This window comes from Flavobacterium sp. J27 (assembly GCF_004303025.1).
In the GTDB taxonomy this organism is placed as follows: domain Bacteria; phylum Bacteroidota; class Bacteroidia; order Flavobacteriales; family Flavobacteriaceae; genus Flavobacterium.
The window spans coordinates 136,845-149,512 of sequence record NZ_PJQW01000001.1 but is presented as its reverse complement, the minus strand read 5'-3'; the positions used below and the strand labels follow the sequence as shown (position 1 = coordinate 149,512).

The following is a 12,668-nucleotide window of genomic DNA, read 5'->3' as shown; positions in this document are numbered from 1 at the left end:
TCATTTTATTTGATTTCAACTAATATAGGACAATGGTCTGAATGCTTTGCTTCTGGTAAAATTAATGCTCTTTGTATTCTCTTTTCTAAAGGAGCTGCTGCCAAACAATAATCAATTCTCCATCCTTTATTATTGTTTCTAGCATTTGCTCTATAACTCCACCAGCTGTAATGGTGTGGCTCTTTATTTAAATGCCTAAAGGTGTCAATAAAACCGTTCTTCATAAAAGCATCAATCCAAGCTCTTTCTTCTGGTAAAAATCCAGATACTTTTGCATTTCGAATCGGGTCATGAATATCGATAGCCTCATGACAAATATTGTAATCACCACAAATTACTAAATTCGGAATCTCTTTTCTTAATTCGGTTACATAGTTTTGAAAATCGTCCATATATTTAAACTTGTGATCCAAACGGTCTATATTAGTCCCCGAAGGCAAATACAAACTCATTACAGATAAATCATCAAAATCAACTCTTAAATTTCTACCTTCATAATCCATATTCTCAATTCCTGTGCCAAAAACTATGTTTTTAGGTTCCATTTTTGACAAAATAGCCACACCACTATATCCTTTCTTTTGAGCTGAAAAATAATATTGATATGGATAACCCGCTGCTTCTATTTCTAGCCTTGGAATTTGATCTTCAGTTGCTTTAATTTCTTGCAGACAAATTACATCTGGATTTGCTTGTTGTAACCACTCTAAAAAACCTTTAGTTATAGCTGCTCTGATTCCGTTTACGTTATATGAAATTATCTTCATGTTTTTGTTTTGATAAGGTTCAAAAGTACTAAAAAGAGGATTCATATTAAAAAAAAATTAGTATACATTACGTTGAATTAAAAATTTTTTTTTGCAAATAGTTTGCAGGAATGCTATTATATTTGCTCCTGATATTAAGTAGAATTGTTATCTTTGTTTTTCGCTCAAAAAAAAAATAAATGGGATTAGTCACTGCCAAAGAAGTAGCCAAAGCTATACATACTGATAAATATGGTTTTTTAGGAACTTTTTCAGGATGGTTACTGATGAAAATTCTTAAAATATCTACTCTCAATAAAGTGTATGATAGAAACAAGCATTTAAGCGAAGTAGAGTTCTTAAATGCGATATTAGACGAATTCCAGATTAAATTTGAAATACCAGAAGAAGACTTTAAGCGTCTTCCAAAAGAGGGTGCATATATCACTATCTCAAATCATCCTTTAGGTGGAATTGATGGAATATTACTTTTAAAATTAATGCTTGAAAAAGAACCTAATTTTAAAATAATTGCCAATTTTTTATTGCATCGAATTGAACCAATGAAGCCTTATATTATGCCTGTCAATCCTTTTGAAAACCATAAGGATGCAAAATCTAGTGTCATTGGAATAAAAGAAACATTACGCCATTTATCAGATGGAAAACCTTTAGGAATGTTCCCTGCTGGTGAAGTTTCGACCTATAGAGATGGTAAAATTGTGGTGGATAAACCTTGGGAAGAAGGTGCAATTAAAATTATTAAAAAAGCTGGAGTACCTGTTGTTCCTATTTATTTTCATGCAAAGAACAGCACTCTTTTTTATTTTCTTTCGAAACTTAATGACACTTTAAGAACGGCTAAATTACCAAGCGAATTATTGACTCAAAAGAAAAGAGTTATTAAAGTTCGTATAGGAAAACCTATATCAGTAGCTGAGCAAAATGAGTTTACATCTATTGAAGAATATGGCGAGTTTTTACGTAAAAAAACGTACATGCTTTCTAATGCTTTTGAAAAAGAAAGCAAACTAATTAGTACCGATTTACTTAAACTTCCTAAAAGCAGTCCGAAACAAATTGTTAAACCTGCTAATCATGAGCAAATTTTAGAGGAGATTGTTGCTTTAAGAGAACAAGATTGTCGTTTGTTACAAAGTAAAAATTATGAAGTTTTTCTAATTACTGCTGATAAAATTCCTAATATTTTACATGAAATTGGAAGGTTACGAGAAATTACTTTTAGAGAAGTTGGTGAAGGAACAAACGAATCTATCGATTTAGATACATACGATCAATATTATCATCACATGTTTTTGTGGGACGATGAAGCGCAAGTAATAGCTGGAGCATATCGAATGGGATTAGGTTCACAAATTTATACTAAATATGGTATTGATGGTTTCTATTTACATGACTTATTCCGTTTTGAACCAGAATTGTACGACATGATGAGCAAGTCTATCGAAATGGGACGTGCCTTTATCATTAGTGAATACCAGCAAAAACCAATGCCTTTATTTTTATTATGGAAGGGAATAGTACACACTACTTTACGTCATCCGGAACATAAATTTCTAATAGGCGGTGTAAGTATTAGCAATCAATTTTCGGAATTTTCAAAATCGTTGATGATTGAATTTATGAAATCGCATTATTACGATCCTTATATTGCACAATATATTCATCCTAAAAAAGATTATAAAGTCAAATTAAAAGATGCAGACAAAGATTTTGTATTTAATGAAACAGAAGCGGATTTAAATAAATTTGACAAAATTATAGATGAAGTAGAACCAGGAAACTTACGTTTACCAGTTTTAATTAAAAAATATATCAAACAAAACGCTAGAGTAGTTGCTTTTAATGTGGATCCATTGTTTAATAACGCAGTAGATGGATTAATGTATATTAAGATTGCCGATTTACCTGAAAGCACTGTAAAACCAGTTATGGAAGAATTTCAAGCAGAACTGGAGCGAAAAGAAGAAAAGAAGAAATAAAAAGGGTTCCAAAATGGAACCCTTTTTTATGTGTTTTTTTTTATAATTATTCTAAACCAATTTCATTAATCTCAGCCGCATTACTTTTTGGATCTGCTCCATATTCATTGTTTCCTCTATCGCCTTCAGTACACATAACAATTAACAACCAAATTGGACCTGCAATTGGTATTAAAGAAATAAAATAAAACCACCCACTTTTACCTGTATCATGTAATCTTCTTACTACGACTGCTAAAGAAGGAATAAAAATCCCTAAAGCATAGATTAAAAATAAAATCATAAATATACTTCCGATTTCTGGCAAATTCATTGCAGCGAATAATCCAGAAACAAATGCAATAGAAAAATAAATTAATATATTGGTTAATACAAAATACCAATATTCTGATCTTCTTGCTCTACCGCTAAAATTTGCATAGTTTTCAAAAACTACTTTTTTGTAAAATTCAATCATAAAATTTTTAATTAGTTATTTAAAAACAATAATAAAAAATATTCTTGAATTAACAAGGTAAAATTTTTAAAACCACCCTTTTTTATTCACTTGATACGTTTGAAAAAATTCTTCGTCAGATTTAGTAAGATAAATAATCCCTTCAATTAAACCTATAATACTCGAAACTGTGCCGCATGTAAAAACAGTTATAACTAATGTAATAATTCCTTCATTAGTATATCCTAAAAGAAACTTATGAATTCCAAAACTACCTAATAAAATAGCTAAAATACCACAAGCAACTTTCTTGTTATCTTGATATTGTGGTGCTGGTTGATTCCATTCTTCTGTCGGTCTTGTTGTTTCCATTTTTATTTATTTATTTGTTGTTAAAGATTTATTTAAAAGCGCTGTCTATAGGTTCCCAAAGTTCAATTTTATTTCCTTCTAAATCTAATATCCAAGCAAACTTCCCATATTCATATGTCTGCATATCTCCCACAATTGTTACACCTTCTTGTGATATTTTTTTTAAAAGTGATTCTAAATCTTGTACTCTAAAATTTTGCATGAACTCTTTTTGAGAAGGTTCAAAATAGGTTGTTTCCGCTGAAAATGGGCTCCACTGGGTGCTACAGTCATTTCCCTTTATATCTTTCCACCAAAATGTAGTTCCATAATCGTCTGTATTAAAGCCTAAATGATTGCGATACCATTCTTTTACTGCATTTGGATTTTTGGTTTTAAAAAAGAACCCTCCAATACCTGTAACACGAATATCTTTTTCTTGCTCATTTTTTTCAAAATAAAGCCCCATAATTTTATTCACAATTGTTTGTGCTAATTTTTCATGACTTTCAAATGTCCATCCAGCAATATGTGGAGACAACAATACATTTTCAGCTTGTAAAAGGAACGAAAAAGCAGTTGGTTTTTCTTCGTAAAATAAAGTTTCAAAAGATAATTTTTCGTATTCAAGTACATCTAAGCCCGCTCCAAGTATTTTTTTATTTTTCAATGCCTCAACTAAATCTGAAGAAACTACACTTTTGCCTCTAGCCGTGTTAATTAGCCAAAAGGGTTTTGAAAAAGCATTAATAAAAGTAGTAGTAACCATTTTATCGGTTTCTGGTGTCCAAGGAATGTGCAAACTCAACACATCAGTTTTTTCTTGAAGTTCTTCTAATGAAACTTGTTTCGCATTAGCATCGGCAACGTTAGGCAAAATATCATAACAAAGGACTTCTACATCAAAACCTCGTAATTTTTTAGCAAAAGCTTTACCCATATTTCCATAACCAATAATACCAACCGTTTTGCCATCTAATTCATGTCCGCGATTGGATTCTCTATTCCATTTTCCATTCTTAACCTCTGCATCTGCTTTATTTAGATTATTAAACAAAGACAGAATCATTCCTAAGGCATGCTCTCCTACTGCATTTCTGTTTCCTTCTGGCGCTGCAATTAAATGAATTCCTTTCTCTTTTGCATAATCACAATCTATACTTTCTAAACCAGCACCAACTCTAGCAATGAACTGCAAGTTTTTTGCTTTATCTAAAAAAGTTTTATCAATTTTAAAGCGACTGCGAATAACAATGCCGTGATAGCCTTCTATTTTAGCTTCAATTTCTTCTTTATTTGAAATATAATCTGCTTCATTTACAAATCCGGCTGCTTCTAATTGATTCCAAAGTAAAGGGTGATTAGAATCAATATGTAAAATTTTAATGCTATTTGGTTCCAATTTTATTAATTTTATTTCCAAATTTAATTAAAAAAATGAAACATCTTGTTCTGTTAATTTTACTCTTTTCAATAATTAATTTATCTGCCCAAAATAAATATGATTTTGATTACTTGTTAGAATTTGACGATAAAACACCTCTTTTAAAAAATAGCACTCATACTGATTCTACGTCTTTTTATCTGGTAAATTCAAATCAAAACGGCTACATTCTTTATGTATCTGACAAAGACAGTTTAAATCATCATTTAATTTTTAACGATAGAGAAAAAACGAAACTCAGCTTTAAAATAAATAAAGAGTCTTTTGCAAACACTAAAATTATTAGAATTTGCCAACAGAATTTTACACCCAAAAAAAAAAAAGATATAAATGAAAATGATACTAAAAAATACTACTTTAAAAACTTTAATGACACGATAATAAATAATGAAGTATTTTATCATTATGCATTAAAAAATAATATTCAAAAACAAATTCAAAAAAGAAAAGAAATTATTACCTGTCATTTTATTGTTAAAAAAGACATTTTATATTTTATTCCTTTTTTATATCATTCACTAGCATATCAAAAATGGAAAGAAGATAAAAACACACCAAATGGATTTCCATACATGATTTATTACGAAAATTTTAATGGTGACATTACATTCAAAATGACTTTAAAAAATAGTATAAAAATTGACAAATCGATTGTGATTTCTACAGAATGCAAATAATGCTTTACCGTTAAAATCCTAAAATGGCTTTGGCAATAGTAAAAAAGATAATAATTCCCATAATATCATTACTGGTAGTAATAAATGGGCCGGTAGCCAATGCAGGATCGATACCGTATTTATCTAAAATAATGGGAATAAAAGTACCTATTAGAGAAGCCATAATAATTACAGAAAGTAAGGCCAAAGAAACGGTCATTCCAGTTTGAAAATCAATTCCTAATAAAAAATGACTTCCTATCATTAATATGAATGAAAGAATACACCCATTTAATAAACTTAAAGAAAGTTCTTTTAACAATCGATTTAAAAGCGAACCAGACAAAGCATTATTTGCTAAACCTTGTACAATAATCGCTGAAGATTGCACACCTACATTTCCAGCCATCGCAGCGATAAGTGGTGTAAAAAAGAATAAATTGCGATGTTCTTCCATCGCGGGTTCATAAATCCCTAAAACACGTACCGATACAAAACCACCAAACAAAGCTAAAACCAACCAAGGTAATCGCGCTTTAGTTAATTCTAAAATACTGTCATCTGCTTCTACATCTTGAGAAATACCTGCTGCTAACTGATAATCTTTATCGGCTTCTTCTTTAATTACGTCGACAATATCATCAATGGTAATTCTACCCACCAATCTTCCTAATTCATCCACTACTGGAATGGCTTCCAAGTCGTATTTTTGCATAATTCTAGCTACCTCAACATTTTCAGTATTGACTTTTACATAATCTACTTTGGGAATATATACTTCACTAATAGGTGTTTTGGTAGAAGTGGTTAAAAGGTCTTTTAATGACAATCTTCCTTTTAATCGATTTTCATCGTCAACCACATAAATAGAATGTACCCTTGAAACATTTTCTGCTTGGGCACGCATTTCTTTAACACAAGTTAAAACGTTCCAATTTTCATTGACTTTTACAAGCTCTTTTGCCATTAAACCTCCTGCAGAATCCTCATCATATCGTAATAAATCAACAATATCTTTAGCATGTTCTACATCTTCTAGTTCTGAAATTACTTCTTCTTTTCTCGATTGAGGAAGTTCGGCAATAATATCAGCTGCGTCATCTGTACTTAATTCGTCTATTTCTTCTGCAATTTCTTTAGCAGATAAACTTCTAAGGATTTTTTCCCGAACTTCTTCATCTAACTCTAATAGAATTTCGGCCGTTTTTTCGGAATCTAGAGCATTAAAAATATAAATCGCTTCATGAGATTGCATTTCTCCCATGATTTCAGCAATATCAGCAAAGTGTATGTCGTGAAGTAGATCTAATACTTCTTTTTCCTTATTATCTTGAATAAGAAGTTCTAATTCATTTAATAAGTCTTTACTGATTTTAAACTCCATCGGCCGCTATTTTTTGAGTTAATGTTATAAATTGTTCATAAGAAAGTTGTTCCGGACGAAGGTCAAAGATACTATCTTCTTTTAAATTATCAGAATTTATCATGCTTTTAAGACTGTTTCGCATGGTTTTTCTTCTTTGATTAAACGCTTGTTTTACTACAGTAAAAAATAATTTTTCGTCACAAGGCAATTCAAAATTTTCTTTTCTGGTTAATCGCAACACTCCAGATTTTACTTTAGGAGGTGGATTAAAGACTGTTTCATCAACGGTAAAAAGATATTCTGCTTCATAAAATGCCTGTGTGAGTACAGATAAAATACCATATACTTTACTTCCTTTTTTCTCGCAAATGCGTTCGGCAACTTCTTTTTGGAACATACCTGAAAATTCTGGTATTTGATGACGCATTTCTAATGTTTTAAATACAATTTGACTTGAAATATTATAAGGAAAGTTACCGATAATAGCAAAAGGCTCTCCTTTAAAAACTTCGTTCAAATCGTATTTTAAGAAATCTTTTGACAAAATATGACCGTGTAATTTTGGATAGTTTTCTTCTAAATAAGCTACTGATTCGGTGTCAATTTCAATAACATTAGTTTCGATTGGTTTTTCTAGTAAATATTTGGTTAACACACCCATTCCTGGACCTATTTCAAGCACCTTATGATATCCTTTTAAAGATAACGTATCGGCTATATTTTTAGCCACATTTTCATCGGTTAAGAAATGCTGTCCTAAATGTTTTTTGGCTTTAACTGACATGTTTTGAATTTAGAAATTAGAAATAAGAATATTTAAAAGTACTCAAATGCATTATTTTAGTTCTCCTTCCCATAATGTTCACTCATTACCTCAAGTTCGGTTCTAAAGGCAAGCATTTTGTCTGCAAAAAGAGCATAACCTTCTTGGCGTAATCTTGGCGCATGACTTTTATAATATTCTTCTAGTTTTGCCCTAGAATCTGTAAAGTATTGTACCGAATAAGTAGTACCTCCCATTTCTTCTTCCACCAATACTTTTACCATTCTAGCACTAATAAACAACCCTGTTGAAAGCACATCGTCGATGTGTTTATTTTTCATCCATTGTAGCCATTTGTCGTGTACGCTTTCATCTATATTTACAGTTACGTTATATATAATCATTTATTATTTTTTTAAAGATTAGCATCCCCTCGTAAAATTCTAAATTGTTTTCGTGCTTCAGTAAAATAAATACTATCTGCATGTTCAAAAATCATTTTTTCATACAACGGTTTTGCTTTATCTGGTTCTTGTAATTCTTTGCGGTAAATTTCGGCAGAAAAAAATAAAGCTTCATCAACAAAAATTCCATCGGCATGATGATCAAGAATTTGTTTGTAATAAGAAAGCGCTTTTTCATATTCTTTTTTTCTAGTATAAATGGTTGCAATTTTATACAGTGTTTCGTCTTCAATGGTATCTCCTTTATACTTTTCTAAAATACTTATAAAACCGCTTAATGCTTGTTCTTGCTTATTTTGGTATAATAATAAATCAGCTTTCGCAAAAGCTGTTAAAGCCACTCTCGTACTATCTTCATAAGAATTATCTTTAATTAATAAAAACAATTCTACCGCATCATTTGCTATAAGTAAACTAGAGGATTGTTTTAATACTTTTACTTGTTGTAAGGCCCAATCGAAATCATTCTTATAATAATTGGCTTTGGCCATTTTCATACTAGCTTCATGCGCAATAACATCGTTTTTCATGTTGTCTTCTACTTGCGCATAATATAAAATTGCTTGGTTGAATTTCTCATCATAGATTAAGATATCTGCCAATTCCATTTTTATTTCTGCTATTTGCCTGTTATTCAGCCTTAAATCTAGTGCTTTATTTAAAATGGCAATAGCTTCTTTTGGAGTGTTTAAGTTGAAGGCCTGAAAATGGGCATCCAATCGGATTAACTCAATCGCATTGGCCGTAAAGCCATATTTTTCTAATAAACTTTTTAAATCATTTTTTATTTTTTCATAATCAGAAACTGATGCTTCTTCTATTCTAATTTTCATTAAAAAAGCATGTGTTTCTACTTGAAGCAGAATATCTTGAGCATTTTCTAACACAAATTCCATAATAGTAACCGCATCTTCATTTTGATTGTCTTCAGCAGCCATATAACCTAAAGAAACAATGTTTGACAAATTCTCTTGATCTCTTTTGTAAATTGCTTTTTGTTGAATAAAGGCTTTTCCATATTCTTTTTGTTGTACATATAACCAACTTAAGAATTGATTCCAATATACATCAGGATTCTTTTGCGTCCTTAATAGTAATGTTTTCTTTAAATAATTTAAAAAGTTACTTTGTGCTTCATCGGCTATAAAACGGGTTAAATAGTTTTGAACTACAGGTGTATTTTCTTGTTTTTCATACGCAAAATCCAAAAGTTTGTCTGCCATTAATTCAATATTCCCTAATTGTCCTTGTAATAAAGCTATTTGATAATCAAAATTTAATTCGGGATTAATTTCTTGTCCTTTTTCATATGCCTTTAGAGACCAATCAAGTAGTACTTTCTTTTCAAAACCTGTTCCAATTTGATAAGCATAAGAAGGTTGTTTTTCTATTTCTTTTATAGCTAATTCATATTGCTTTTTTGCTTTATCTTCCTGATGTTGCAATTGATAATTATATCCCAAATCGATGTATAAAATAGGTTGATCATATCTTTTTTTTCTTTCTAAAATTGCTTTTTCTGCCTTATCAAATTGCTCTAATTGCTGATAACAATCTATAATTCTTTGGAAAAAATAATAATTTGAAGTTTGTTTTGCAGCTATTTGTTCAAGTAAACTTAATGCTTTTTCAAATTCTCCTTTTTCATAATAATCAAGTGCTAACTGTTCATTCTGAGAAGGAACAACCAGAGAGAAAAAAAACAGAATAAATAACGCAATTCTTTTCATTTATCTTTTTATTGTTTTTAGCAATCTGTTCAAATAGCTGACTACTATAACTTAATTAACAAAATTTGAAACACAACATTTCAAGCAATCTCATAAAAACAAACAATGTACTAAAGTAACACTTTTGCGTTAAAATAGTACATTATTAAGTGAAGATTAACTATTTAGTTAATGATATCGAAACCAGTATATTTTCGTAACACTTCTGGAACCACAATTCCTTCAGGTGTTTGATAATTTTCTAAAATACCCGCTAATACTCTTGGTAAGGCTAATGAACTACCATTTAAAGTATGCGCCAATTGATTTTTACCTTCTTTATCTTTGAAACGCAATTTTAATCTATTGGATTGGAAAGTTTCAAAATTAGATACTGAAGAGATTTCTAACCAACGGTCTTGTGCTGTAGAAAACACTTCAAAATCATACGTTAAAGCAGCAGCGAATCCCATATCACCACCACATAAACGCAGTACACGATATGGCAATTTCAACTCTTTTAAAATATCTTTAACATGCTCCACCATTCCATCTAGTGCAGTATATGAATTATCTGGATGTTCTATACGAACAATCTCTACTTTATCAAACTGATGCAAACGATTTAAACCTCTCACATGAGCACCATATGATCCTGCTTCTCTTCTAAAGCAAGGGGTATAACCCGTACAAAGAATAGGCAATTCGTTTTCATTTAATAAAACATCACGAAATAGATTTGTTACTGGTACTTCGGCAGTAGGAATTAAGTATAAATTATCTTCCCCTACATGATACATTTGACCTTCTTTATCTGGCAATTGTCCTGTCCCATATCCAGAAGCTTCATTTACTAAATGTGGGACTTGAAATTCCTGATAACCTGCATCTGTATTTTTGTCTAAAAAATAAGTAATTAATGCACGTTGCAACTTAGCTCCTTTACCCTTATATACAGGAAATCCTGCTCCAGTTATTTTAGCACCTAAATCAAAGTCTATGATATCATATTTTTTTGCTAATTCCCAATGAGGTAAAGCTCCTTCGTATAGTTGCGGGATATCTCCTTCTTCAAAAACCGTTACGTTTTCTTCTGGTGTTTTCCCAATAGGTACAATCTCAGCTGGAAGATTTGGAATTTTATATAGTTCAGCTTGCAAAGCTTCCGTAACTGTATGCAAGGTTTCCGTTAATTCTTTAGTTTGCTCTTTAAACTTAGCTGTTTTTTCTTTTAAAATCTCTGCTTTAGCTTTTTCTCCACTCTTCATTAAAGCACCAATGTCTTTGGATAGCTTATTGGATTCCGCAAGAATGTTATCTAATTCTACCTGAGTTGCTCTTCTTTTTTCATCTAATGCAACTACTGATTCTACTAAGTCTTTAGCTTCTAAATTTCTTTTGGCTAAACGCTTAATTACTTCTTCCTTGTTTTCTCTAATAAATGCTACTTGTAACATGATTTTTAAAATTTTAAGAGGCAAATTTAATGAATTTGCCTTTAGTTTCCCGAAAATATACGTAAAAGTTAAAATGAAGAAATTGTTTTTTAAAATGACTGCTCATTCGCTTCATAAAAGGCATCAATGGATAATTTTTCTTGTTGAGAAGCCATTACAGCCAAGGCATCACAACGCTCATTTTGAGGATGATTATTATGCCCTTTAACCCATTTAAAATCAACTTGATGTTTACGATACACTTTTAGAAATCGTATCCACAAATCAGGGTTTTTTTTATTCTTGAAGTTTATTTTTTCCCATTGAAACACCCATCTTTTTTCAACAGCATCCACCACATATTTAGAATCTGAAACTACTAAAACTTTTGTTTTTGGGTTTTTTAATTTTTCCAAACCAACAATAATTGCTAATAATTCCATTCTATTATTGGTAGACAAACGAAAACCTTCATAAAATTCTTTTTTATAAGGTGTACCCACTAATTCCATCACTACACCATAACCAGCTGTCCCAGGATTTCCTTTGGCCGCACCGTCTGTATATATATGTACTTCGTGCATAAAATTATGGCTTTAATAGAGATGCTATTACAGCAGGAAAAAACTCATGTTCTAGTTGGTGTACTTTTTCAGCAATTTGTTCTGGTGTTGTACAACCAGTAACAGGAACCGCTTTTTGAAAAATAAAAGCACCTTCATCGTAATTCTCATTCACATAATGAATGGTAATCCCTGTTTCTTCTTCTTTATTATTTAATACTGCTTGATGCACATGCATACCATACATCCCTTTCCCACCATATTTAGGAAGTAAAGCTGGGTGAATATTAATTACTTTATCAGGATATTGATGAATAATCGATTCTGGAAATTTCCATAAAAAACCTGCCAAGACAATTAAATCGGGCTGAATCGCATTTATTTTTTCTAAAACCACACCATCATTTAGTTCTTCTTTGCTAAAAACAACAGCATAAACAGCATGATTTTCTGCCATTTGTAATACTTTGGCACGCGAATTGTTTGAAAAGATACCGACTACGTTTGCTAGACTTGATTTTTTGAAATGTAATATTATTTTCTCGGCATTGGAACCAGTACCAGAAGCAAATATGACTATTTTTTTCATTATCCTGTAATTTTTATTACACAAAAAAAAGAATAATAATTGGTAAAAAATAGAAAAATGAAGTCTTTATGAATTATTTTTTTTAATTTCGTAGTCTTATTTAGTAACAAAAAGGTTGTTTTAAAATAAAGTTTTTTATTTT

At 30.7% G+C, this 12,668-nt stretch carries 13 protein-coding genes and 1 pseudogene; 2 read left to right on the top strand and 12 right to left on the bottom strand.

Features of this window, described 5'->3' with window-relative positions; all coding sequences use genetic code 11:
- Nucleotides 1-5 precede the first annotated feature (5 nt).
- A complete protein-coding gene (locus CX675_RS00595; RefSeq protein ID WP_130733272.1) occupies nucleotides 6-767 on the bottom strand; it encodes an exodeoxyribonuclease III in 762 nt (253 codons plus the stop codon).
- Nucleotides 768-946: 179 nt separating this feature from the next.
- On the opposite strand from CX675_RS00595, the gene CX675_RS00590 reads away from it, so the two are divergent.
- Nucleotides 947-2,749, top strand: coding sequence for a lysophospholipid acyltransferase family protein (locus CX675_RS00590; protein ID WP_130733271.1), 1,803 nt, complete (start codon nucleotides 947-949; stop codon nucleotides 2,747-2,749).
- Nucleotides 2,750-2,795: 46 nt separating this feature from the next.
- Here CX675_RS00590 and CX675_RS00585 read toward each other — a convergent pair whose 3' ends face one another.
- The 4 genes and pseudogenes from CX675_RS00585 to CX675_RS00575 form a co-directional block, all read right to left on the bottom strand.
- The gene (locus CX675_RS00585; protein WP_130733270.1) at nucleotides 2,796-3,206 is read right to left on the bottom strand and encodes a DUF805 domain-containing protein; all 411 of its coding nucleotides are present in this window, start codon (nucleotides 3,204-3,206) and stop codon (nucleotides 2,796-2,798) included.
- 66 nt (nucleotides 3,207-3,272) lie between these two features.
- Nucleotides 3,273-3,557 (bottom strand): TM2 domain-containing protein, encoded by a 285-nt coding sequence (locus CX675_RS00580; protein ID WP_130733269.1) that lies wholly within the window; start codon nucleotides 3,555-3,557, stop codon nucleotides 3,273-3,275.
- Nucleotides 3,558-3,585: 28 nt separating this feature from the next.
- Nucleotides 3,586-4,005 carry a VOC family protein gene (locus CX675_RS20305; protein WP_370277498.1) on the bottom strand — a complete coding sequence of 140 codons (420 nt, stop codon included), beginning with the start codon at nucleotides 4,003-4,005 and terminating at the stop codon, nucleotides 3,586-3,588.
- A pseudogene (locus tag CX675_RS00575) lies at nucleotides 3,994-4,938 on the bottom strand (2-hydroxyacid dehydrogenase); the annotation flags it as partial. The gene CX675_RS20305 and the pseudogene CX675_RS00575, both read right to left, overlap by 12 nt.
- A gap of 35 nt (nucleotides 4,939-4,973) precedes the next feature.
- Here CX675_RS00575 and CX675_RS00570 point away from each other — a divergent pair.
- A complete protein-coding gene (locus CX675_RS00570) occupies nucleotides 4,974-5,657 on the top strand; it encodes a hypothetical protein (RefSeq protein ID WP_130733268.1) in 684 nt (227 codons plus the stop codon).
- Between the two features lie 10 nt (nucleotides 5,658-5,667).
- On the opposite strand, the gene mgtE is transcribed toward CX675_RS00570, so the two are convergent.
- The 7 genes from mgtE to CX675_RS00535 all read right to left on the bottom strand — a co-directional run bounded on the left by mgtE (nucleotide 5,668) and on the right by CX675_RS00535 (nucleotide 12,526).
- Entirely contained in the window at nucleotides 5,668-7,020 is a 1,353-nt protein-coding gene (gene mgtE, locus CX675_RS00565) for a magnesium transporter (protein ID WP_130733267.1), read from the bottom strand.
- Nucleotides 7,010-7,786: a 16S rRNA (adenine(1518)-N(6)/adenine(1519)-N(6))-dimethyltransferase RsmA gene (rsmA, locus tag CX675_RS00560; protein ID WP_130733266.1), complete on the bottom strand. Its 777-nt coding sequence runs from the start codon at nucleotides 7,784-7,786 to the stop codon at nucleotides 7,010-7,012. The genes mgtE and rsmA overlap by 11 nt, the downstream gene beginning before the upstream one ends.
- Before the next feature lie 56 nt (nucleotides 7,787-7,842).
- Complete coding sequence (locus CX675_RS00555; RefSeq protein ID WP_130733265.1) at nucleotides 7,843-8,169, bottom strand: DUF4286 family protein; 327 nt, start codon at nucleotides 8,167-8,169, stop codon at nucleotides 7,843-7,845.
- 11 nt (nucleotides 8,170-8,180) lie between these two features.
- A complete protein-coding gene (locus tag CX675_RS00550; protein WP_130733264.1) occupies nucleotides 8,181-9,959 on the bottom strand; it encodes a tetratricopeptide repeat protein in 1,779 nt (592 codons plus the stop codon).
- A gap of 164 nt (nucleotides 9,960-10,123) precedes the next feature.
- Complete coding sequence (serS, locus tag CX675_RS00545; protein ID WP_130733263.1) at nucleotides 10,124-11,395, bottom strand: serine--tRNA ligase; 1,272 nt, start codon at nucleotides 11,393-11,395, stop codon at nucleotides 10,124-10,126.
- An 89-nt stretch (nucleotides 11,396-11,484) separates the two neighbouring features.
- Nucleotides 11,485-11,958, bottom strand: coding sequence for a ribonuclease HI (locus CX675_RS00540; RefSeq protein ID WP_130733262.1), 474 nt, complete (start codon nucleotides 11,956-11,958; stop codon nucleotides 11,485-11,487).
- 4 nt (nucleotides 11,959-11,962) lie between these two features.
- Nucleotides 11,963-12,526, bottom strand: a complete 564-nt coding sequence (locus tag CX675_RS00535; protein ID WP_130733261.1) for a phosphoribosylglycinamide formyltransferase — start codon at nucleotides 12,524-12,526, stop codon at nucleotides 11,963-11,965.
- Between the last annotated feature and the right edge of the window lie 142 nt (nucleotides 12,527-12,668).

Coding starts and splice junctions, on each gene's coding strand:
- CX675_RS00550 (WP_130733264.1), bottom strand. CDS start 9,959: ATGAAAAGAATTGCGTTATTTATTCTGTTTTTTTTCTCTCTGGTTGTT.
- CX675_RS00585 (WP_130733270.1), bottom strand. CDS start 3,206: ATGATTGAATTTTACAAAAAAGTAGTTTTTGAAAACTATGCAAATTTT.
- mgtE (WP_130733267.1), bottom strand. CDS start 7,020: ATGGAGTTTAAAATCAGTAAAGACTTATTAAATGAATTAGAACTTCTT.
- CX675_RS00570 (WP_130733268.1), top strand. CDS start 4,974: ATGAAACATCTTGTTCTGTTAATTTTACTCTTTTCAATAATTAATTTA.
- CX675_RS00590 (WP_130733271.1), top strand. CDS start 947: ATGGGATTAGTCACTGCCAAAGAAGTAGCCAAAGCTATACATACTGAT.
- rsmA (WP_130733266.1), bottom strand. CDS start 7,786: ATGTCAGTTAAAGCCAAAAAACATTTAGGACAGCATTTCTTAACCGAT.
- CX675_RS20305 (WP_370277498.1), bottom strand. CDS start 4,005: ATGGGGCTTTATTTTGAAAAAAATGAGCAAGAAAAAGATATTCGTGTT.
- CX675_RS00595 (WP_130733272.1), bottom strand. CDS start 767: ATGAAGATAATTTCATATAACGTAAACGGAATCAGAGCAGCTATAACT.
- CX675_RS00535 (WP_130733261.1), bottom strand. CDS start 12,526: ATGAAAAAAATAGTCATATTTGCTTCTGGTACTGGTTCCAATGCCGAG.
- CX675_RS00555 (WP_130733265.1), bottom strand. CDS start 8,169: ATGATTATATATAACGTAACTGTAAATATAGATGAAAGCGTACACGAC.
- CX675_RS00580 (WP_130733269.1), bottom strand. CDS start 3,557: ATGGAAACAACAAGACCGACAGAAGAATGGAATCAACCAGCACCACAA.
- serS (WP_130733263.1), bottom strand. CDS start 11,395: ATGTTACAAGTAGCATTTATTAGAGAAAACAAGGAAGAAGTAATTAAG.
- CX675_RS00540 (WP_130733262.1), bottom strand. CDS start 11,958: ATGCACGAAGTACATATATATACAGACGGTGCGGCCAAAGGAAATCCT.